General features: G+C 63.7%; 17 protein-coding genes. 10 read left to right on the forward strand and 7 right to left on the reverse strand.

Features of this window, described 5'->3' with window-relative positions; genetic code table 11:
* Positions 1 to 199: 199 nt before the first annotated feature.
* Entirely contained in the window at positions 200 to 1,138 is a 939-nt protein-coding gene (locus tag VD811_02725; protein ID HXV19890.1) for a c-type cytochrome domain-containing protein, read from the forward strand.
* Between the two features lie 28 nt (positions 1,139 to 1,166).
* The gene (locus tag VD811_02730) at positions 1,167 to 2,858 is read left to right on the forward strand and encodes an NAD-binding protein (protein ID HXV19891.1); all 1,692 of its coding nucleotides are present in this window, start codon (positions 1,167 to 1,169) and stop codon (positions 2,856 to 2,858) included.
* Positions 2,859 to 2,865: 7 nt separating this feature from the next.
* Here the strand turns inward: VD811_02730 and VD811_02735 are convergent, their stop codons facing one another.
* Positions 2,866 to 3,114, reverse strand: coding sequence for a DUF4911 domain-containing protein (locus tag VD811_02735; GenBank protein HXV19892.1), 249 nt, complete (start codon positions 3,112 to 3,114; stop codon positions 2,866 to 2,868).
* A 143-nt stretch (positions 3,115 to 3,257) separates the two neighbouring features.
* Here VD811_02735 and ald point away from each other — a divergent pair, with 143 nt between their 5' ends.
* The gene (ald, locus tag VD811_02740) at positions 3,258 to 4,388 is read left to right on the forward strand and encodes an alanine dehydrogenase (protein ID HXV19893.1); all 1,131 of its coding nucleotides are present in this window, start codon (positions 3,258 to 3,260) and stop codon (positions 4,386 to 4,388) included.
* A gap of 36 nt (positions 4,389 to 4,424) precedes the next feature.
* Here ald and VD811_02745 read toward each other — a convergent pair whose 3' ends face one another.
* The 5 genes from VD811_02745 to VD811_02765 form a co-directional block, all read right to left on the reverse strand.
* Entirely contained in the window at positions 4,425 to 6,773 is a 2,349-nt protein-coding gene (locus VD811_02745) for an ATP-binding protein (GenBank protein HXV19894.1), read from the reverse strand.
* A gap of 35 nt (positions 6,774 to 6,808) precedes the next feature.
* Positions 6,809 to 7,330 carry a hypothetical protein gene (locus VD811_02750; GenBank protein HXV19895.1) on the reverse strand — a complete coding sequence of 174 codons (522 nt, stop codon included), beginning with the start codon at positions 7,328 to 7,330 and terminating at the stop codon, positions 6,809 to 6,811.
* A gap of 460 nt (positions 7,331 to 7,790) precedes the next feature.
* Positions 7,791 to 8,654 carry an NAD(+) diphosphatase gene (gene nudC, locus VD811_02755; protein ID HXV19896.1) on the reverse strand — a complete coding sequence of 288 codons (864 nt, stop codon included), beginning with the start codon at positions 8,652 to 8,654 and terminating at the stop codon, positions 7,791 to 7,793.
* A 98-nt stretch (positions 8,655 to 8,752) separates the two neighbouring features.
* Positions 8,753 to 9,271 (reverse strand): NUDIX hydrolase, encoded by a 519-nt coding sequence (locus VD811_02760; protein HXV19897.1) that lies wholly within the window; start codon positions 9,269 to 9,271, stop codon positions 8,753 to 8,755.
* A 46-nt stretch (positions 9,272 to 9,317) separates the two neighbouring features.
* On the reverse strand, positions 9,318 to 10,202 hold the full coding sequence (locus tag VD811_02765; protein ID HXV19898.1) for a diacylglycerol kinase family protein: 885 nt from the start codon (positions 10,200 to 10,202) through the stop codon (positions 9,318 to 9,320).
* Between the two features lie 219 nt (positions 10,203 to 10,421).
* Between VD811_02765 and VD811_02770 the strand changes: the two genes are divergently transcribed.
* Positions 10,422 to 11,087: a metallophosphoesterase family protein gene (locus tag VD811_02770; GenBank protein ID HXV19899.1), complete on the forward strand. Its 666-nt coding sequence runs from the start codon at positions 10,422 to 10,424 to the stop codon at positions 11,085 to 11,087.
* A gap of 63 nt (positions 11,088 to 11,150) precedes the next feature.
* Here the strand turns inward: VD811_02770 and VD811_02775 are convergent, their stop codons facing one another.
* Positions 11,151 to 12,371, reverse strand: a complete 1,221-nt coding sequence (locus tag VD811_02775; GenBank protein ID HXV19900.1) for a U32 family peptidase C-terminal domain-containing protein — start codon at positions 12,369 to 12,371, stop codon at positions 11,151 to 11,153.
* 281 nt (positions 12,372 to 12,652) lie between these two features.
* On the opposite strand from VD811_02775, the gene VD811_02780 reads away from it, so the two are divergent.
* From VD811_02780 to VD811_02805, 6 genes are all read left to right on the forward strand, one after another.
* Positions 12,653 to 13,678 (forward strand): LysM peptidoglycan-binding domain-containing protein, encoded by a 1,026-nt coding sequence (locus VD811_02780; protein ID HXV19901.1) that lies wholly within the window; start codon positions 12,653 to 12,655, stop codon positions 13,676 to 13,678.
* 84 nt (positions 13,679 to 13,762) lie between these two features.
* The gene (gene dprA, locus VD811_02785) at positions 13,763 to 14,860 is read left to right on the forward strand and encodes a DNA-processing protein DprA (GenBank protein ID HXV19902.1); all 1,098 of its coding nucleotides are present in this window, start codon (positions 13,763 to 13,765) and stop codon (positions 14,858 to 14,860) included.
* 14 nt (positions 14,861 to 14,874) lie between these two features.
* A complete protein-coding gene (locus VD811_02790; GenBank protein HXV19903.1) occupies positions 14,875 to 15,354 on the forward strand; it encodes a DUF494 family protein in 480 nt (159 codons plus the stop codon).
* 136 nt (positions 15,355 to 15,490) lie between these two features.
* Entirely contained in the window at positions 15,491 to 17,839 is a 2,349-nt protein-coding gene (gene topA, locus VD811_02795) for a type I DNA topoisomerase (GenBank protein HXV19904.1), read from the forward strand.
* Positions 17,840 to 17,920: 81 nt separating this feature from the next.
* Positions 17,921 to 19,240: a methylenetetrahydrofolate--tRNA-(uracil(54)-C(5))-methyltransferase (FADH(2)-oxidizing) TrmFO gene (gene trmFO, locus VD811_02800; protein HXV19905.1), complete on the forward strand. Its 1,320-nt coding sequence runs from the start codon at positions 17,921 to 17,923 to the stop codon at positions 19,238 to 19,240.
* Positions 19,241 to 19,286: 46 nt separating this feature from the next.
* Positions 19,287 to 19,895, forward strand: a complete 609-nt coding sequence (locus VD811_02805; protein ID HXV19906.1) for a Maf family nucleotide pyrophosphatase — start codon at positions 19,287 to 19,289, stop codon at positions 19,893 to 19,895.
* The last annotated feature ends 12 nt before the right edge of the window (positions 19,896 to 19,907 follow it).

The following is a 19,907-nucleotide window of genomic DNA, read 5'->3' on the forward strand; positions in this document are numbered from 1 at the left end:
CCGCCCTGGCGAGCGGCTATGAGGCGGGCGGCGACAAGTTTCGCGGCGTTCATCCCGACATCGACTGGGAGACGACTCTCACCCACGCCGAAAAGCTCGGCATGGGGAGTCGCCGGTACGAACTGGTGAGACTGGAGCCGCAGAATCCTAAGGGGTGGTGAGGGGATTACCCAGAGCTAACCATGAGGAGGGAGATATTTTGAAGCCAGGAAAGCTAAAACGGGACCTTGCGCTGTTCTCCGCGGTATCGGCATTTGTCGCCTTCACCTGGACGCCAGGTGTCCATGCGCAAGAGGCCACCTACGCCGATCTCGAACCTGTTTTGCGGGCCCGTTGCGTCATGTGCCATTCCGGGCCCGGAGCTCCGCTGGGTCTGCACCTCGACGGCCTGGAAGGACTGCTCAAGGGGAGCCGGAACGGGCCGGTGGTGAAGGCAGGGGATCCAGCGGGCAGTGAGCTGATTCGGCGCCTGAAGGGCAGCAGTCAACCGCGCATGCCGATGACGGGACCGCCCTTTCTCTCGGATGAGGAGATTGCCCTGTTCGAACGCTGGATCTACGCAGGTCTGCCGCCGGCGCTGGCGGCGGCCGAAGCAAAGACTCCCGAGTCGCCGGCGCCGCCCGAACCGGGGACAGTGGCGACCTATGCCGATGTTGCCACCCTGTTCGCCTTGCGCTGCGTGAAGTGCCATGCGGAAAATGGACTCATGGGACCGGCGCCGGAGGGATATCGGTTGACCTCGTATGAGGCTGCGATTTCGGCCATCGATCGCGCTCGCATCGTGCCCGGCAACCCTGCGGCCAGCGAGATCGTCCGCCGCGTCCGTGGGCAGTCGCTGCCGCGCATGCCCTTCGACGGCCCGCCGTTCCTGAGCGACGAGGAGATCGGAAGGATCACGGAATGGATAAAGCAGGGCGCGCGCAGCGCCGAGGGGACCCAAGCCTCCGTCCCAACCGGTGCCCGTATCCGACTGCAGGGCAGGCTTGCCAGTCAGTGGCAGCTTGACGACCTGCCCCTGGTCATTACGGACTCCACACGGTTTGACAAGTCTCCGCGCACCGGCGATTTCGTAGAAGTGCGTGGTATCCTTGATGGGGCTGGCGCCGTTGTGGCGGAGCGCATCAGACCGCGCCACTGATCCCGTTCCCTCTTGCCGTTCAGGATACATGGTGAAGACGATCGCCGGCGAACTGGCCTACTTCCTGCGCGGCAGGGCGCGTCAGAACCTCAAGGTTCTGGTCCTCTACTGCGCTTTTCTGCTGGCCATGATCCTGCTCTATGCCGTCCTCTTCCAGCACCTGATGCTGCGGCTGGAGGGCCGGGAGTACTCCTTTATCGCCGGAATCTACTGGGTGATCACCGTGATGACCACCCTGGGCTTCGGCGATATCACCTTCCATTCCGACCCCGGCTACATCTTCGCCGGCATCGTCACTCTCTCGGGGGTGTTGTTCCTGCTGATCCTCCTCCCCTTCGGCATGGTCAGCCTGTTCCTGGCTCCCTGGATCGAAAACCGGCTGCGCTACCGGCCGGCCAAGGGCGTTCCCGAAGGGACCAGCGGCCACGTGGTGATCTGCGGTCACGATCCGGTCACCCGCGCCCTGATCCGCAAACTGCAGGCCCACGGCATCCCTTTCGTCATCGCCACCGCCCACTACGAGGAAGCGCTGCGACTGGAGGAGGAGGAAGGGATGCAGGTGGTCTTCGGCGACCCCTCCGAGGCCGAGGTGCTGCAGAAGCTGCGAGTAGAGACGGCACGCTGCGTCATCGCCAACCTGGGCGACACGGAAAACACCAACATCATCCTGACGGTCCGCTCTCTCTGCCGTACGCAAATCGTCACCCTGGTCGACGAGCCCGAGCATGCCCAATTCCTTCGAATGGCAGGGGCGAATCAGGTCATTCCCCTGAAGAAGATCCTCGGCCGCTACCTCGCCACCCGCGCCACCACCCAGGGGGCGCTCGCCCATGTCCTCGATTCCTTCGGCAAGCTGGTGATCGCCGAATTGCCGGTCCACGGCACTCCGTTCGTCGGCATGCGCCTGGCCGAGGCCCGCATCCGGGAGCAGACCGGACTGGCGGTGGTCGGCGTTTGGGGGCGGGGGAGCTTCGCCATCCCGAACCGGGACACCGTTCTTGCCGACGGGACGGTGATGGTCGTGGTCGGGACCCGGGATCATCTGGAGGCACTGGAGAGGTTGACCGGCGAGAAGGCCGAGGAGGACCTGGTGCTGATCCTCGGCCACGGCCGAATCGGCTGCTCGGCAGCAGCCTTCCTTGACAGCCGGCCGGTCCCCTTCATCCTCATCGATCGAACGGCCAATCCGGACTGCACTGAGCACATCGCCGTCCTCGGCGACGCCACCAGCCGCACCATCCTCAAGGAGGCGGCCATCGACCAGGCCAAGGGGCTGATCGTCACCACCAACGACGACGGGGCGAACATCTTCTTGACCCTCGCCTGCCGCCACCTCAACCCGCACATTCGCATCGTCGCCCGCGCCAACCGGGAGGCGAACGTCGACGAGCTCTATGCCGCCGGCGCCGACTTCGTCGTTTCGAACGCCTCGGTCGGGGCGAACATCCTGATGAACATTCTGGAGAACAAGGAGTCGATCTTCCTCTCCGAGGGGATGCAGGTCTTCCGTTACACCGTCCCGGCTTCGCTGGATGGTAAAACCATTGCAACGGCCCGCATCCGCTCCCTCACCGGCAGTACCGTCATCGCCCTGGAGCGGGGCGGACAGGAAGAGCCGACAATTCTCCCTGCTCCGGACGCCGTCCTGAGCCAGGGCATGACTCTGATTCTCATCGGCAGTCCGGAACAGGAAGCCCGCTGCCGGGAGACACTGCACTAGGTGCCTGTTACAGGGATGGGAATTGACCGACTGGAGGCCAGGGCGACTCGCTCATGGCGCACTCGTCGACGAGAGCGGCCAGGAGTGATTCGGCATCTTCGCGGCAACTGGCAGGGTAGGCGACTTCCACCAGCGCCGCGCGGGGATCGAGGGTGCGCAGGAAGACCAGACCATCGTACCCTTCGAGGATGAAGCGAAGGTAGGCGATGTTGGCCCGATCGAGGCGGAAGCAACGCTTGACGAGAGAATCGTTCATGACACTCCGGCGATGGCGTCGGCACTGTCGATCGCGGCAAGAGGGAACGCAACGGCCGGTTCCAGCAGGCGGAAGCTGTTCGCGCTTTTCGCTTGACGCCTCAGCCCGCAGTCGTTATTTTTACTAAACATTTTTTAGCGTAAATGAAAATGATAATTGCCGTCCCCAGAGAAATCAAAACACGGGAATATCGCATCGGGATGACCCCGGCCGGGGCGCGCACCCTCGTCGAGGACGGCCACCGCGTCCTGGTCGAAACCGGCGCCGGCCTCGGCAGCGGCATCGACGACGCGGCGTACTTGACGGCCGGCGCCGAAATGGTCGGCTCGGCAGCCGAAGTCTATGGCAGAGGCGAACTGGTCGTCAAGGTCAAGGAGCCGCTGCCCGACGAATTCGCCCTGCTGCGGCCCGGACAGATCCTCTTCACCTATCTGCACCTCGCCCCGGCCCGGGAACTGACCCGCGCCCTTCTGCAGCGGCAGGTCACCGGCATCGCCTACGAAACGGTGGAACGGGCCGACGGCACCCTCCCCCTGCTCAACCCGATGAGCGAAATCGCCGGACGGATGGCGGTGCAGGTCGGCGCCCACTACCTGCAGAAGGAGAACGGCGGCAAGGGGGTTCTGCTGGCGGGAGCCCCGGGGGTGCGGCCCGGCCGGGTGGTGATCCTCGGGGCGGGAACCGTCGGCAGCAATGCCGTGCGCATTGCCGTCGGCATGGGGGCGGATGTCACGGTACTCGACATCGACCCGGGCCGGCTGACCTTTCTCGACGACCATTACGGCAACCGCGTCCACACGGTCATGTCGAACTCGCAGAACATCGAGGATGAGGCGCGGGACGCCGACCTGCTGATCGGTGCCGTGCTGGTGGCCGGAGCGCGGGCGCCGCTGCTGGTGAGCCGGGAGACGGTGGCCGCCATGACTGCGGGCAGCGTCATCGTCGACGTCGCCGTCGACCAGGGGGGGTGCGTGGCGACGACCCGGCCGACGACCCACGACGACCCGGTCTACGTGGTGGACGGCGTCACCCATTACGGCGTCGCCAACATGCCGGGAGCGGTGAGCCGGACCAGCACCTTCGCCCTGACCAACAGCACCCTCCCCTACGTGCGCAAAATCGCCGGCCTGGGTCTGGAAAAAGCGACGGCGGCCGACGAAGCGCTGCGCCGCGGGGTCAGCACCCACGCCGGCCGGCTGACCAGCGAGCCGGTGGCCAAGGCCCTCGGCATCCCATGGGAGCCGTATCCCCATGAGCCGGAACCTCCAGGGTAAACCAAAGTTTTTTCGCGAATATCTCTTTTGCAGCCATCAAGCCTCCTCCAGAGCCGGCTGATTCCCCGACAAGGAGATATTACCTGCGCGACCCCCGGGCTTCCCCCCCGGGGTTTTTTTTGCGTTTTCAGAACAGGACAGGCTGTCGGTCATCTCAATCCAGAAGGTCGAGCCGCCCCCGGGGGTCTCCTCCACCCAGGCCCGCCCATCATAAAGGCGGCCAATTTTCTGCACCGTTGCCAGACCGACCCCCGTCCCCGAAACATCCCTGCCGGTGGAACCCCGGTAAAAGACATCGAAAATACTCCGGCGCTCCTCTTCGGGAATTCCCGGCCCCCGGTCGCGCACGAAGAACCGTACCTTTTCCCCTTCCCGCTCGCCCCCCACCCCGATGGGGCCACCGTCCCTGCCGGCATAATGGATGGCATTGCCGATCAGGTTGGAAAATACCTGCGTCAACAAGGTTCTCGGCACCCTGGCCGGAGGCAGCGCTTCCCGGGTGACGACAAGTCCGGCGCAGGCAAGCTTGCTCCCCAACTCCCGGAGAACCTCCTGCACCACCGCATCGACATCGACGGGTTCTTTGGGCATGGGCAACGCCCCGACTTGTGCCAGAGCCAGCAAGTCCTCCATCATCGCCGTCATTCTTTCGCCCTGTTTTTCGATCTCAGACAGGGCCAGGCGCGCATTGCCGTCCAGCTGCTCGGCATGATTCCCCTTTAGAAACTCGGCAAAACCGATGATGGCGGCCAAGGGGGAGCGCAGGTCATGGGAAACGGTATAGACGAAGGCATCCAGCTCCCGCAGGGCCTCCTTCATTCTGGCTGCCGCCTGCTTGCGCTCGGTGATGTCGAGAAAGGTCACCACCGCACCGATCGTCTCCGGGCCCCGACGGATCGGGTAAGACCAGTATTCCACCGGGAAGCAGGTTCCGTCCGCCCGCCAGAGCAGCTCATCATCCACATGCAGACCCTCCTTCTGGCGAAAGGCTTGCAGGATGCGGCACTCCTCGGCGGGATAGGGTCCCCCGTCCGGGCGGTTGGGATGAATCAGGGCGTGGAGATTTTTCCCGAGCAGCTCCTTTTCGTCCCGATAGCCGAGAAGCCGCAGGGTCGCCGGATTGCAGAAGGTACATCTCCCCTCCGGATCGACACCGTAAATCGCTTCGGCGGTTGAGTTGAGAAGGAGATCGACCCGCTCCTTTTCCGCGCGCAGGGTCCGCTGGGCTCGGATGCGCAGGAGAACATCGACCAGCAGGAAAGCAACTAGCCCGGTCAGGAGCCCCAGCACGGTCCACAGCTGTCCTCGGCTCAACGCGTAGAAGGGGGGAGGCTCGTTGATGACCAGGCTCCCTTCCGGAAGCCGCTGCATGGAGATGCCGAACCGCTTCAGCTCCTGATAGTCAAACATGAACCTGTTGGCATCGGCGCCGGCCACCGGAATATCGTTGGGGTCTTCTCCCTGAAGGATGCGCAGTGCCTGCCGGGCGGCGAGCCGCCCCTGTTCCCGGCCGCCGATCAGCTTGCCACCGACGATGCCTTTTCCGAGAAAGAAATCCCAGAGGCTGTAGAGCGGGTCCGGGCAGGCATCTCTTATGATCTTGATGGCATCCGAATTGGGCAGGATTTCCCCGACCCGGTCGGAGACGGTGCCGTTGATAAAGACCAGTCGGCCTTCGGTGGAGTCTTCCAGGCGGCTGGTCAGTTCTTCCGCCGGCAGGTCATCCCAGAAGCTGAACCGGAGGCGCTCCTGGAAGGAGTGGACCATGCCGGCCAGCAGATTCCGGTTTTCCAGGTCGATCGCAGTGCGGGTGCCGCCAATGACCACGATTTCTTTGGTACCGGGGTGCAACCGCAGGGCCGCCTCGATCGTCTCCCGGAACGACGGGTGTTCGACAACGCCGGTAATATCCTGGTATCCCGAGACCATCGAAAGACTTTCAGCGTGCACGCCACAAAAGACGATAGGGGTGCCGGCAAAAAGGTCGTCGCGGTGTTTGAGCGCCACCTTCAGGGCGTCGCTGTCAGAAAGCAGGACGAGGTCGAAAGGCCGATTCTCCAGCTTGTAATGCAGGAGGATATCGAGAATATCGGAAAAATAGGCGGGGTTCGGATTACGCTGGGTATCCAGATACTCTACATGCAGATGGATCTGTCCGGATTGCCTGTCCAGGACCTCGCGCATGCCGGCCATGACGTTGTCGGTCCAGGCATCGCCGGGGTGGTAGGAGTGCAGAATGAGGACATGCCGGATGGTTTTCTGCTCGGGCGTCCGGTCATTGCCAAAAAGCAGCAGGGGGTGGGTGGAGGCGAGGAGAAGTGCCAGACAGAGAAGGAAAAAGGCTTTAGGAAAATCTCCGGGGATGAAAGAAAGAATTGGGCGCATGGACTTCCCGGCAATCCATTGAAAGAAGACCGCTCTTATAAAAAGTCGAAATACAACCTGCTGGTTCTTGCCTTCCTGGAGACTTTGATTGCCTCCGTCACCTGTCCGGCAGTGACATCGGTCAAAACGCACAAATCGTTAAAGACAAGCAAAACTACGGTCTGATTATAAGCTATCACCCGGATAGCATCCCTTAAATCATTCGCAGTTTTATAATCTTCAAGGTGATTAAGAATCTCCCGGTTTATCTTCAAAAGCTCTTCACTGTGACCAATGTAAGCCTCTGATCGATCTCTAACCTTACAAAAAACATCTGATTTCAGATTGTTTCTGAAAACATTAAGCGCCTTGTTCGTATTGATTTCAATCAATTTATGCTTGGCCACAAGTTCATCATTCAACTTAAGGCACTTCATCAGAGTTTTCACCAACTGAAGCTGATATGCTATTTCGTTTTCTTCCTCCTGATAGTTTCCATTCTCTGCAGACACAGGAACACCGAGAAGAAAAAGGAACAAAACAACAAAAAAAATCTCTTTCCTGCCGGCGTGCTCCATAGAGGTCATTTCCTGGAATATGCGTTCCGTGCAATCAGTAAAAACCCTCAAGGTCAGCCAGGGCCAGGAGGGATATGATTTTTTATCTCTGCTGGAAAGATTTTCGCCGGAGTGCGCCACAAAGCATGATTTTTTTGGGTGGCTGAAGCCTCTCCGGTGGGGCGATACCTGTGAGCCCCATGCCTTCCTCTCTTTCGGTGCCTGGGGGATTCAATCGGGCTGCAAGGCTCGGCCCCAAGGCGAATGCTGCGTCCCCTAAATACTAGTACCAAACTTTCGAATATCCAGTACCCCGGATGGCTCATCAAGTGAATTTATAAAACATTTTCACAAGAAAACGCAAGAAATCCTTTTACTGTGAAAGGGTATTTTCTGATTCGGAGACATCAAAAGACTCGATTCCCTCTTTAACAATGAATTCCCGGGACCGGGCACCCCGCACAGGCCGCCGCAAAGCGCTTCAACAGGGCAGAAAATTGTCCAGCAAAAACCGCGCGATACTGCGCTTCGGCGGCAGCAGGGGGAGCGCCGTCACCGGAAACCAGCGGGCATCCTCCAGCTCCTTCTCCTCGACCTGCACCTCGCCGCCGGCGTAGTCGGCGAGAAAACCCGCCATCAACTGGCTGGGGAAGGGCCAGCTCTGGCTGCCGATGTAGCGGACATTGTTCACCTGCACCCCCGTCTCTTCAAGCACCTCCCGCACGACCGCCTCCTCCAGGCATTCGCCGAAATCGAGAAAGCCGGCTACCAGGCTGTAGCGCCCAGGCGGCCAGACCGCCTTGCGGGTGAGGAGCACTTCGCCGCCGCGCCGCACCAGGACGATGACGCAGGGATGGATGTGCGGATAATGATCGTAGCCGCAGCTGCGGCACTTCTTGCCCCATTCACTGCCGAGACGCTCCATTCCGCCGCCGCAGCGGGAGCAAAGGCAGCTGCCACGCTCCCAGTGCAGAACCTGCCCCGCCACCCCGCCCAGGGTGAGCAGCTCGATGGAAAGGACCGGCTCCGTCGCCAGCAGGCTCTCCGCCGTGAACCCTGCCGGGAGGGGGTAGTCCTTCGGCAGGGTCAGCACCCGGCAGGGCCTCCCTTCCCAGGTGCCGATGAAAAGCGGGTCGGACAGAGGGCCAGAAAACCCTGCCGGCAGCTCGCCCTCAGGTAGATGCAGGGCCTCCGTTACCACCAACTCAGACCCACGCAGTGGCAGCCAGAATCCTGCCTCACCGGGGTCCCGGTCGGGCGCGGCCAGGGAAAATTTCCCCTGCAGGCAGGCGCCGTTGAAAGGGAGGTACAGGGGGGAGGGAAAAGAATCGGGCAGGGGTGTCATGGGGGGGTTCTTCCTTCGGACAGGGCGTTGACCAATGCCGCCCGCAACGGCGGCAGCGATGAGCTCAGAGGTCCTGGCGTAGTGGCAGACGAAGTCCCTTAGCGCCGGCGGCCGGCGAAGAGCAGCAGCGCCAGCTGGGTCTTGCCGTCGGGAATCCGCCCCTGCCGCACCATCTGCAGCGCCTCGGCCAGCGGCAGGGTGAGCACCTCGATATACTCGTCCGGCTCGGGCGCCATCGCCACCGGCAGCAGCTCCGTCGCCACGTAAAGATGCACAACCTCGTCGCAGAAGCCGACGGCGGTGAGCATCTCGCCCAGTTTTTCCAGCCGTCCGGCGCAGTAGCCAACCTCTTCCTGCAACTCGCGGTGGACGCACGCGTCGGGCGCCTCGCCCGGTTCCAGCCGGCCGGCGGGGATCTCCAGGACCATGTCGCCGGCGGCGGGACGAAACTGGTTGATCAGCACCACGCGGCCATCGGCGAGCACCGGCAGAACCGCCGCCCCGCCGGGATGCCGGACGATCTCGAAGTCGGCGAGGCGGCCATCGGGCAGCCGGTGCGCCTCGACCGCCAGGGAAACGATGCGACCGCTGAATATCTCTCTTTTCTTCTCCTCCATGCTTGCTCCCAATAATCGCAGTACGGCGTGGTGAATACTTCGGAACTCAGGGGTGCCTGACCCCGGCGGGCGGCAGGACCAGCACCAGCTCGCCGGAGAGGGCGCGGAAGGTCATGGGAAGCCGGCCGAGATGATCGCCATCAATCTGCACCGCCACCCCCTCGCCGCGCACGGAGACGCTTCGGGCCTTGAAGGTTTCGGCATCGGGCCTCGCCAAACGGCGGCCGGCGGCGATCTTCGCCGCGCAGCGCAGCAGCGGCAGGCGCCCCTTCTTGAGAAACACACAGACATCCAGCGCCTCTTCCGCCAGTGAGGCATCGGGAGTCACGGAAAAACGCCCGCCGTAAAGACGGCCATTGCCGAGGATCACGTGGTAGCCACGCACGGTCGAACCGTCCTCGCGCACCACTTCGATCGGCGCCGGCGGCGGTCCGGCCAGGCGCCGCAGCCCGCTCGCCAGGTAGGCGAACTTGCCGGTCCAGCGCTTGAGGCGGCCGCTGACACGGTAGACGACATCGGCGTCGAAGCCCGCCCCGGCCATCAGCAGAAAGCGGGTCTCCCCCGCCAGGCCGAGACAGACCGGCTGTGGCGCCCCGTCGAGGGCAATGGCGCAGGCCTGTTCGACGTCGAAGGGGATGCCCGCCTCCAGGGCGAACACGTTGGTGGTGCCGAGGGGCAGAAAGGCCAGAGGGATCGCCGAAGGGACGAGGCCGTTGACCACCTCGTTGAGGGTACCGTCGCCGCCGGCGGCGATGATCCGGTCGAAGCCTTCGTTTTTCGCTTCAGCAGCCGCTTTTCTGGCATCCCCCCGGGCGCCGGTCAGGGCCAAGGCGACGGTGCAGCCCTGGCGCTCCAGGTACTCCTGCGCCCGGCGGATGCTCGCCAGGGCGTTGCCGCCAGCGACCGGATTGGCGATCAGCTTGATTTTCATGGTCTGCACTTTCCAAGCTAGGCTGGGGCGCACGGCATCGGCTGCCTGCGACGAAAAACGATGGTAGCGCATTTGGGCAGATTTGGTGAAAAATTTCGCAACTGCAACCAACCAGGGTTTTCGCCACCGCCCCGAAGCTAGCGATGGACCTGGACCGAAGAGGCGGTAGACTGAAAGAGAAGAGAGCCTCCAACACCCCCTGGTGGACACAAACAGACCATGGCAGCGACGGTACAGACACGGCAAGAAGGCCGCCTGCTGGCGGTAGGCGACATCCACGGCTGCCTCGACCACCTGGAGCGGCTGCTGGCCCGGGTCGAGCCGACCGCCGCCGACCGCGTGGTCTTCCTCGGCGATTACATCGACCGGGGACCGGACGGCAAGGGGGTGATCGACTACCTGATCGGCTTCGGCCGGCGCTTTCCGCGCAGCGTCTTTCTCAAGGGGAACCATGAGGCGATGTTCCTCGATTTTCTGGCCGGCCGTGAGCAGTTGCTCTACCTCTACAACGGCGGCGGCACCACCCTGGAGAGCTACCAGGAAGAGGCGGGCATCCGCATCCCCAAGGCGCATCTCGATTTCCTCGAGGGGCTGCCGGCCTATTTCGCGACGGAGGATTTCATCTTCGTCCACGCCGGCCTGCGCCAGGGACTCCCCCTGGAAGAACAGTCGGAACACGACCTGATCTGGATCCGGAACGAGTTCATCGTGTCCGGTTACGACTGGGGCAAGACCGTGGTCTTCGGCCATACGCCCGTGCGCGAGCCCTTCTTTGCCGCCAACAAGATCGGCATCGACACCGGCGCCGTCTACGGCCGCGTGCTCAGCTGCTGCGACGTGCGGCGGCGGGTCTGCTGGAACTCGGAACCGCTGCTGCCGGCGTAAAAAGCGGTCCCTGGTCCAAGATTCCCGGTCCCGACCTTGGAATTTGGACTCGGGACCCGGGACTCAATCCCCGATTTTCTTCTCCCGCCGCAGCAGATCCCCCGCCTGCGCTCCGTCCGGCAAGGCCATCACCACCCGGGCGTTGGGCTGGACGACGGAGAGTGGGAGGCCCTCTTCGCCCTGCAACTCCCCGACCGGAAAAATCGCCTGGCGCATGGACGGGCCGATCAGCTCCAGAGTCTCTCCCGAAAAGAAGCGGTTGCGCCCGCCGATCAGGCAGCGCCCGTCTCCGTACGTCTCCAGAACCACGCCGACGAAATCGAAGCTGCGCCGATATCGGGAGTCGTCGCGGTGGACCAGGGGGTCACTGCCGCCAAAGAGAAATCCCCGGTCGTAGGGGCGGTGGCTCACCTTCTCCAGCTCTTCCCGCCAGAGCGGGTCGAAGACGTAGCCGTCCGGATCGGCCAGGTAGCGGTCGAGGGCGGCCCGGTAGACCCGGGTCACGGCCGCCACGTAGTAGCGGCTCTTCATCCGCCCCTCGATCTTCAGGCTGCTCACCCCGGCCCTGAGCAGTTCCGGCAGATATTCCACCAGGCAGAGATCGCGGCTGTTCATGATGTAGGTGCCGCGCCCGTCCTCCTCGACGGCAAAGTGCTCTCCGGGGCGGGTCTCCTCGGTCAGGGAGTAGCGCCAGCGGCAGGGATGGGTGCAGGCCCCCTGGTTGGCGCTGCGGCCGGTTAGGGCCGCCGAAAGCAGGCAGCGTCCGGAGTAGGCGACGCACAGTGCACCGTGGACGAAAACCTCCAGGTCGACATCAGTTTCGGCACGGATCGTGCGAATCTCCTCCAGAGTGAGTTCGCGGGCCAGGTTGACGCGGCAAACGCCGCCGGTCTGCCAGAAACGCACAGCCTCGGCGTTGGTGGTATTGGCCTGGGTCGAAAGATGGATGGGCCGCTGCGGATCGAGACGCCGCACCAGGGCGAGGACTCCCGGGTCGGCAACGATGTAGGCGTCCAGCTCGAGGGGCCGCAGCGCCTCCAGATAGGCGGCGAGTTCCGGCATCTCCCGCGGGCGCAGATAGGCGTTGAGGGTCAGGTAGAGCCGCCTGCCGCGAGCGCGTGTCATTTCCCTGGCCTGGCCGAGACCGGCCAGGGTAAAGTTGCCGGCCTGGGCGCGCAGGCCGAACTTTTCGCCGCCGACATAAACGGCATCGGCCCCATAGGCCAGGGCGGTTTCAAGTTTTTCCAGGTCGCCGGCGGGGACCAGCAGTTCCGGTTGCGGCATGTTTCGATACCTCCGAGAATTGTTGCGCGAGGATAGCACAGAACCTGCCCCGCAGCCCAGCACCAAGGCGCCGCCCGGGAGCCTTTCCCGCTTGACAGGGGCCTAAAAACTCTATAATTTTTAGGAAATTTGCGCCCGGGATGGTGGCACAAAAAGTCACCCCGCCCGGGGAAATGACGGCGACCGGCCCGGCGGCAGAAAAATGAAGCCGGCCAGACCGTCCCAACATCCCTGCAAGCCGATTGAGCGCTGCCAACCTGCAAGATGCACAGGGGGATTCAATGACGATCAGACGGACGATTCTGTTTTTTTGCCTGCTGCTGCTGCCGCTCTCCGCGCCGGCGCAGGAGGGTGCGCGGACTTACGTGATCAAGAAAGGGGACACGCTCTGGGGCGTCTCCGAGCGCTTCATCAAGGATCCCGACTACTGGCCCGGCCTCTGGGCGAACAACCCGGACATCCGCAACCCCCACTTCATCTACCCCGGACAGCAGCTGCGCATCTACGACGGACGCATCGAGCTCGTTCCGGTTGCACCGGCGGCTCCAGTCGTCACGGCAACAGAAACGGAAGCAGCGGTCGCCGCCCCCGCCCCCGAGCCTTCCCTCCCCCAACCGTCGCCGGCCATCACCATCAACACCCTGGGCGGGGCAAGAGGCTTTGTCGGGACGGATGCGCTTGCCTACGACGGCATTCTGGTCGATACGGTAGACAACCGCATCCTGATGGCCAGCGGCGACCGGGTTTTCGTCAAATTGCAGGACCCAGCTGCCGTACGCCCTGCCGATCGATTTTCCCTCTTCGAAACCGGCAAGGAAGTCCTGCATCCGGTGACTGGCCAACCGGTCGGCTACCAGGTGACCGAACTGGGAGCACTGCAGATCACCGAAACCGGACCCAATGTCGCCACGGCTGTCATCACCGACTCCTTCCGCGAAATCCAGCGGGGATCCCTGCTGCTCCCCTGGCAGCCACAGGTCAGGGAAATCGCGCTGAAAAAAGCCGCGCAGGAGCTTTCGGGTTACGTAATCGCCGGCGGTGATGGCAAAACCGCTCTCAGTCAGTTCGATGTCATTTTCGTTGATTTCGGCGCCGCCGAAGGACTGGAGGTCGGCAACCTCCTCTACATCTCCCGGCAGCGCATGGCTACGGAACTCGCCTATGGGGCAGAGGAACTGCAGCTGCCCGACGTCCTGCTGGGGAGTGCGGTGGTGCTGGAGACCCGGCCCCACACGGCCGCAGCCCTGGTGCTCAAAGCTGCCGACAGCATGCACCATGGCGACCGGGTGACCATCGTTACGGAATAGCGGAAAGATCGCCGCCGATTAAGTTTCGCCGGAAAAGGGATTGAGCTCGTTCAATCCTTTTTCTTTTTATGCGCGGGGGGGAGCATGACGGAGGAAGAACGGGGCTGGATGCGGCTGCATCTCACCCGCGGGCTGGGACGGACGGGACTGATCCGGCTGATGGAAGCCTTCGGCTCGCTGGAGGCAATTCTCTCCGCTCCTCCCGCCATGTGGTGCGCGCGGGCAGGCCTCCGGGAAGCGGTTGCCGCAGACTTTCCCGCCGCCAATGACCCACGAATGGCGGCGGCGGTCAAGACTCTGGAAAAAACCGGTGCCCGGATAATCGCGCTATGGGACGAAGAGCGCTATCCTGCCCTGCTGCGCGCCATTCACGATCCGCCCGCTCTGCTCTATGTGCGCGGCACTCTGCCGGCGGGCGAGGCACTCGCCGTGGTCGGGGCCCGGCAGGCTTCGTCGGCGGGCCGGCAACTGACCCTGGAAACCTGCCGCGAACTGGCCTCCCGCGGGATCATCATCGTCAGCGGCCTGGCCCGGGGCATCGACACCGCTGCCCACCAGGGCGCCCTCGAAGGTCAGGGCCAGACCGTCGCCGTTCTCGGTTGCGGCATCGACCGGATTTACCCGCCGGAAAACCACCGCCTCTTCCAGCGCATTCTCGAACAGGGGGCCATCCTCTCCGAGTACCCCCCTGCCACTCCGCCCCTGCCCGGACATTTCCCGGGCCGCAATCGCATCATCAGCGGGCTGAGTCGGGGGGTGCTGATCGTCGAAGCCGCCGAGGGAAGCGGTTCGCTGATCACCGCCGACTTCGCCCTGGAGCAGGGGCGCGAGGTTTTCGCCGTTCCCGGGGCGGTCTTTGCCCCCACCAGTCAAGGGGTCAACCGCCTCCTCAAGGACGGTGCCCGCCTGGTGACCGAAGCCCGCGACATCCTCGAAGTCCTCTGGCCGCAATTCCCCTCCCGAGCCGCCCGTCGACGGGAGAATGCCATTGCCGAGGGCCTGTCCGGCGACGCCCTGAACGTATACCGTTTGCTCGGCAACGACCCGTTGCACGTGGATGAACTGGCCCGGACAAGCGGCTTGACACCCATGGAAGTTTCCGCTATTTTACTCAACCTGGAGCTGCAGGGGGGAGCGCAGCAGCTTCCCGGCATGCGTTACGTGCGCAGCCGCAACCCCTGAAGTCATGGAGGTTCATGTCAGCGGATACCCTCAGAGAACGGGTTCTGGCCATCGTCAGTCTCATTGCCCAGTATGTCATGGAGGAACGCGACCTGCTGACCGAGAACGAACTCGTGGCGGAGCTGCTGGCGGTCGGTTTCGAAGAGGAAGAGATCGAAGCAGCCTTCCGCTGGATGGAAACCCTTTCCCTGCAGAGCCGGCAGAAACCGCCGCATCTGCTGGTGTCCGGCACCCACCGGGTTTTCACCGCCGCGGAAAACCGGGCACTCTCCAAGGAGGCCCGCGGTTTCCTGATCCGGCTGCGGGCCCTTGGCATTCTCGACGACGAGCTGGAAGAAGAGGTCATCGAGCGGGCGACACAAGCGGAAGAGGAACTGACCCTGCCGGAAATCAAGACGCTGGTGGTCCTCACCCTCTTCACCCGCTCCCACGACGACTGGCGGCGAGAAGTCGACTGCATCATGGAAGACGACTGGTCGCGTTTGTATCATTGACGCGACAAGCGGGCTGCGGAGGATTCCGCAGCCTTTTTTGATTTAAACCGGGCACCAGGCACCAGGCACGAGGCACGAGAGGAAACCCTCTTGCCGCATGCCGGAAGCCTCCCGCCTGTTTCCGAACGGAACGGACATGGCCAGATCACTGGTGATCGTCGAATCACCCGCAAAAGCAAAAACCATCGAGAAGTTTCTCGGCAAGGGTTACAAGGTCCTCGCCTCCTACGGCCACGTCCGGGCCCTGCCCAGCAAGCAGGGGATGGTGGACGTCGCCAACGACTTCGAACCGAAGTACCAGATCCTGCCGGAGAGCAAAAAACAGATCGATCTGCTCCGGAAGGAAGCCCAGCAGAGCGACGAACTGATCCTTGCCACGGACCTCGACCGCGAGGGGGAGGCGATTGCCTGGCACCTGCTGCAGGCTCTGGGCATTCGCGAAGAGGGGGATTCGCCCCGGGTCAAGCGGGTCACTTTTCACGAGATCACCAAAAAGGCGATCACCAGGGCAATGGAGGAGCCGCGGCAAATCGCCAAGGACCTGGTCGACGCCCAGCAGGCTCGCGCCATCCTCGATTACCTGGTCGGCTTCAATCTCTCCCCTTTCCTCTGGAAGAAGATCCGCTACGGACTCTCCGCCGGCCGCGTCCAGTCGGTGGCCCTGCGCCTGATCTGCGACCGGGAGAAGGAAATCCAGGCCTTCCTCCCCAGGGAATACTGGACCATCGACGCCCTGCTGAAGACCGCCAAAGGCGAGGCCTTCCAGGCGCGCCTCTTCGCCATGGAGGGGAAGAAGCTCGACAAGTTCGCCATCGAGACCGAGGCACAGGCCAGTGCGCTTGTCAGCGCCATCGGCCGGGAGTCCTTCCGCGTCGCCGCCGTCACCCGCAGCGAAAAGAAGCGCAATCCCGCCGCCCCCTTCACCACCAGCACCCTGCAGCAGGAAGCGAGCCGCAAACTCGGCTTCTCGGCGCGCAAGACCATGACCGTGGCGCAGAAGCTCTACGAGGGGATCGACATCGGCGAAGGGATGGTCGGCCTGATCACCTACATGCGTACCGACTCGGTCGCGCTCTCCGAGGAAGCGACCGGCGAGGCGCGCGAGATCATCACCCGGGCCTTCGGCCCCGAGTATGCCCTGGCCCAGCCGCGCATCTACAAGAGCAAGGCGAAAAACGCCCAGGAAGCCCATGAGGCGATCCGTCCCACCGCCATCGCCAACACCCCCGAGAAGATCAAGGCGTACCTTTCTTCCGATCAGTTCCGGCTCTACAGCTTGATCTGGACCCGCACGGTCGCCTCGCAGATGGCCGCCGCCGTCCTCGATGCCACCACGGTCGACCTCGCCGCCGGCGACCGCTTCACCTTCCGCGCCAGCGGCCAGGTGATCCGCTTCCCCGGTTTCATGAAGCTCTACATCGAGGGGACCGACGAGGCCGAGGAGGACAAGGAGGGGACCCTGCCCCTGCTAACAGAGGGTGAGGCGCTGAATCGGGAGAAGCTGCTGCCCGAGCAGCACTTCACCCAGCCGCCGCCCCGCTACACTGAGGCGAGCCTGGTCAAGACCCTCGAAGAGAACGGCATCGGCCGCCCGTCGACCTACGCCTCGATCATGAACACCCTGGTGACCCGCAAGTACGTGCGCCTGGAAAAGCGGACCTTCTTCCCCGAAGACGTCGGCATGGTGGTCAGCGACCTGCTGGTCAACCACTTTCAGAAATACGTCGACTACGACTTCACCGCCACCCTCGAGGAGGAACTCGACGCCATCTCCCGCGGCGAGGAAAAGTGGCGGCCGGTGCTGCGCGCGTTCTGGGAGCCGTTCATCGCCCTGCTCAAGCAGAAGGAGCAGGAGGTCACCAAGGAAGACGTGACCACCGAGAAAACCGGCCGCAGCTGCCCCGAATGCGGCAAGGAACTGGTCATCAAGCTCGGCAAGTCCGGCAAGTTTCTCGCCTGCACGGGCTTTCCCGAGTGCCGCCACACCGAGCCCCTCGCCGCCGAAGAGCGGGAGGAACCGGTCCTCTCCGAGGAGAAATGCGACAAGTGCGGCGCCCCGATGCTGATCAAGGACGGCCGTTACGGCAAATTCCTTGCCTGCTCGGCCTACCCGGCCTGCAAGAACATCCAGCCGCTGGTCAAGCCGAAGTCCCTCGACATCACCTGCCCCGACTGCAAGCAAGGGGTGCTGATGGAGAAGAAGAGCCGCTACGGCAAGATTTTCTATTCCTGCAACCGCTATCCCCAGTGCAAATACGCCCTGTGGGACCAGCCGGTGGACGAAGCCTGCCCCAAGTGCGGCTACCCGGTGATCGTCGAGAAGGTCACCAAGCGTTACGGCACCTACCGCAAATGTCCGACGGAGAGCTGCGACTGGAAGCTGGAGATCGTGCCGCCGGAGAAAAAGGAAACCCCGGCGAAGGCGCCGGCCAAGAAGCCCGCGGCGAAAAAGGCGCCGGCCAGGAGTACCAAGCCGAAAGCCTGAGGGTTGCCCCCCGGCCGACTTGTCTGACCGGTCAGACGGGTCCGACTCGCCCCTGCTCCCTGAATTCTGGAACCTGAATCCTTGGAAAAAATCACCATCATCGGCGGCGGCCTCGCCGGCTGCGAGGCTGCCTGGCAGGCCGCCCGCGCCGGGGCCGCCGTCACCCTCTACGAGATGAAGCCGCAGCGCTTCTCCCCCGCCCACCACTCGCCGAACCTCGGTGAACTGGTCTGCTCCAACAGCCTGCGCGGGGCCGGGATGAACAACGCCGTCGGCTGCCTGAAGGAGGAGTTGCGCCGCTGCGGCTCGCTCTTCATGGCCGCCGCCGATGCCACGGCGGTACCCGCCGGCGGAGCGCTCGCCGTCGACCGGGAGGCATTTGCCGCCTGGCTGACCGGCCGGATCGAGAGCCACCCCCGCATCACCCTGGTGCGCGAGGAGGTCACCACCATTCCCGAAGGGGGGACGGTCATCGTCGCTTCCGGGCCGCTGACCTCGGAGGCACTTTCAAGAGAAATCGCCCGCCGCACGGGCGCCGAGCAGCTCTACTTCTACGACGCCATCGCGCCGATCATCGAAGCCGACTCCATCGATTTCACCAGGGCCTGGCGGGCTTCCCGCTACGGCAAGGGAGGCGACGACTACGTCAACTGCCCCCTCACCCGGGAGGAATATCTCGCCTTCGTCGCCGGACTGCGGCAGGCCGAAAAAGTCCCGGCCCGGGATTTCGAAAAGATGATCCACTTCGAGGGGTGCATGCCGATCGAGGAGATGGCCGCCCGCGGCGAGATGACACTCGCCTTCGGTCCGATGAAACCGGTGGGACTGCCCGATCCGCACACGGGCAAGGAACCGTTCGCTGTGGTGCAGCTGCGCCAGGACAACCGCCATGCCTCCCTGTTCAACATGGTCGGCTTCCAGACCAAACTGACCTACCCCGAGCAGCGCCGGCTGCTGCGCACCATCCCCGGCCTGGAGAACGCCCGCTTCGCCCGGATGGGGAGCGTGCACCGCAACACCTTCGTCAACGCTCCCGCCTGCCTCGAGCGAACCCTGCAGCTGCGCGGCGAACCGCGGCTTTTCTTCGCCGGCCAGATCACCGGCGTCGAGGGGTACGTCGAATCGGCGGCCGCCGGCTTTCTCGCCGGACTCTTTGCCGCCCGCTGGCAGCACAGCGAGGCGATCCCCCTGCCCCCCGCCACCACCGCCTTCGGCGCCCTGCTGGCTCACCTGGCCGAATCGTCCGTCGAAAACTTCCAGCCGATGAACGTCAACTATGGCCTCTTCCCCCCCCTCGACGGACGCCATCGCAAGCGGACTGACCGCCGTCTGGCCATGGCGGAACGCGCCCTGACCGACCTGGAACCCTGGCGGCAGGGACTTGATCCATACGTCCCATAGGTCCCATTGGTCCTATAAGTCCCATTCAGTCAACCGAAAGACCGTCATGAACTCCTCTCCCCCCGACATCGTCCTCGCCTCCGCCTCGCCTCGCCGGAGCGAACTGCTCGCCCGCATCGGCATCCGCTTCACCGTACAACCAAGCCGCGCCAGCGAAGAGGTTCTGGCCGGCGAGACGCCGGAAGAGCACGTGGTGCGCCTGAGCCGGGACAAAGCCCGAGAGGTCGCGCAGAGACCGGATGTGCCGGGGCGCTGGTTTATCGGCAGCGACACCATCGTCCTGCGCGACGACGCCATCCTCGGCAAGCCGAAGGACGCGCAGGAGGCGGCCGCCATGCTGCGCTCCCTCTCCGGCCGCCGCCACCGGGTCCTCTCCGGCTACGCCGTCTTCGACCGTCGAAGCGGCACCGCCGTCAGCGGCGCCGTCGCCACGGCGGTGCGGTTCAAGGAGTTGACAGAGGAGGAGATCGCGGGGTACATTGCCACCGACGAGCCCTTCGACAAGGCGGGCGCCTACGCCATCCAGGGGATTGGCGTCTTCATGGTCCTCGGCATCGAGGGAAGCTACACCAACGTGGTGGGCCTCCCCCTGTGCGAAGTGGTCGAAGTGCTCGAACGGCTGGGGGCGGTCAAATTATTCGAAAATCCGCTGTAGGGGCGGACGCAA

It is taken from the genome of Desulfuromonadales bacterium (genome assembly GCA_035620395.1).
Taxonomy (GTDB): Bacteria; Desulfobacterota; Desulfuromonadia; order Desulfuromonadales; family DASPGW01; genus DASPGW01.

Coding starts and splice junctions, on each gene's coding strand:
- VD811_02730 (HXV19891.1), top strand. CDS start 1,167: ATGGTGAAGACGATCGCCGGCGAACTGGCCTACTTCCTGCGCGGCAGG.
- VD811_02735 (HXV19892.1), bottom strand. CDS start 3,114: ATGAACGATTCTCTCGTCAAGCGTTGCTTCCGCCTCGATCGGGCCAAC.
- ald (HXV19893.1), top strand. CDS start 3,258: ATGAAAATGATAATTGCCGTCCCCAGAGAAATCAAAACACGGGAATAT.
- VD811_02745 (HXV19894.1), bottom strand. CDS start 6,773: ATGCGCCCAATTCTTTCTTTCATCCCCGGAGATTTTCCTAAAGCCTTT.
- VD811_02750 (HXV19895.1), bottom strand. CDS start 7,330: ATGGAGCACGCCGGCAGGAAAGAGATTTTTTTTGTTGTTTTGTTCCTT.
- nudC (HXV19896.1), bottom strand. CDS start 8,654: ATGACACCCCTGCCCGATTCTTTTCCCTCCCCCCTGTACCTCCCTTTC.
- VD811_02760 (HXV19897.1), bottom strand. CDS start 9,271: ATGGAGGAGAAGAAAAGAGAGATATTCAGCGGTCGCATCGTTTCCCTG.
- VD811_02765 (HXV19898.1), bottom strand. CDS start 10,202: ATGAAAATCAAGCTGATCGCCAATCCGGTCGCTGGCGGCAACGCCCTG.
- VD811_02770 (HXV19899.1), top strand. CDS start 10,422: ATGGCAGCGACGGTACAGACACGGCAAGAAGGCCGCCTGCTGGCGGTA.
- VD811_02775 (HXV19900.1), bottom strand. CDS start 12,371: ATGCCGCAACCGGAACTGCTGGTCCCCGCCGGCGACCTGGAAAAACTT.
- VD811_02780 (HXV19901.1), top strand. CDS start 12,653: ATGACGATCAGACGGACGATTCTGTTTTTTTGCCTGCTGCTGCTGCCG.
- dprA (HXV19902.1), top strand. CDS start 13,763: ATGACGGAGGAAGAACGGGGCTGGATGCGGCTGCATCTCACCCGCGGG.
- VD811_02790 (HXV19903.1), top strand. CDS start 14,875: ATGTCAGCGGATACCCTCAGAGAACGGGTTCTGGCCATCGTCAGTCTC.
- topA (HXV19904.1), top strand. CDS start 15,491: ATGGCCAGATCACTGGTGATCGTCGAATCACCCGCAAAAGCAAAAACC.
- VD811_02805 (HXV19906.1), top strand. CDS start 19,287: ATGAACTCCTCTCCCCCCGACATCGTCCTCGCCTCCGCCTCGCCTCGC.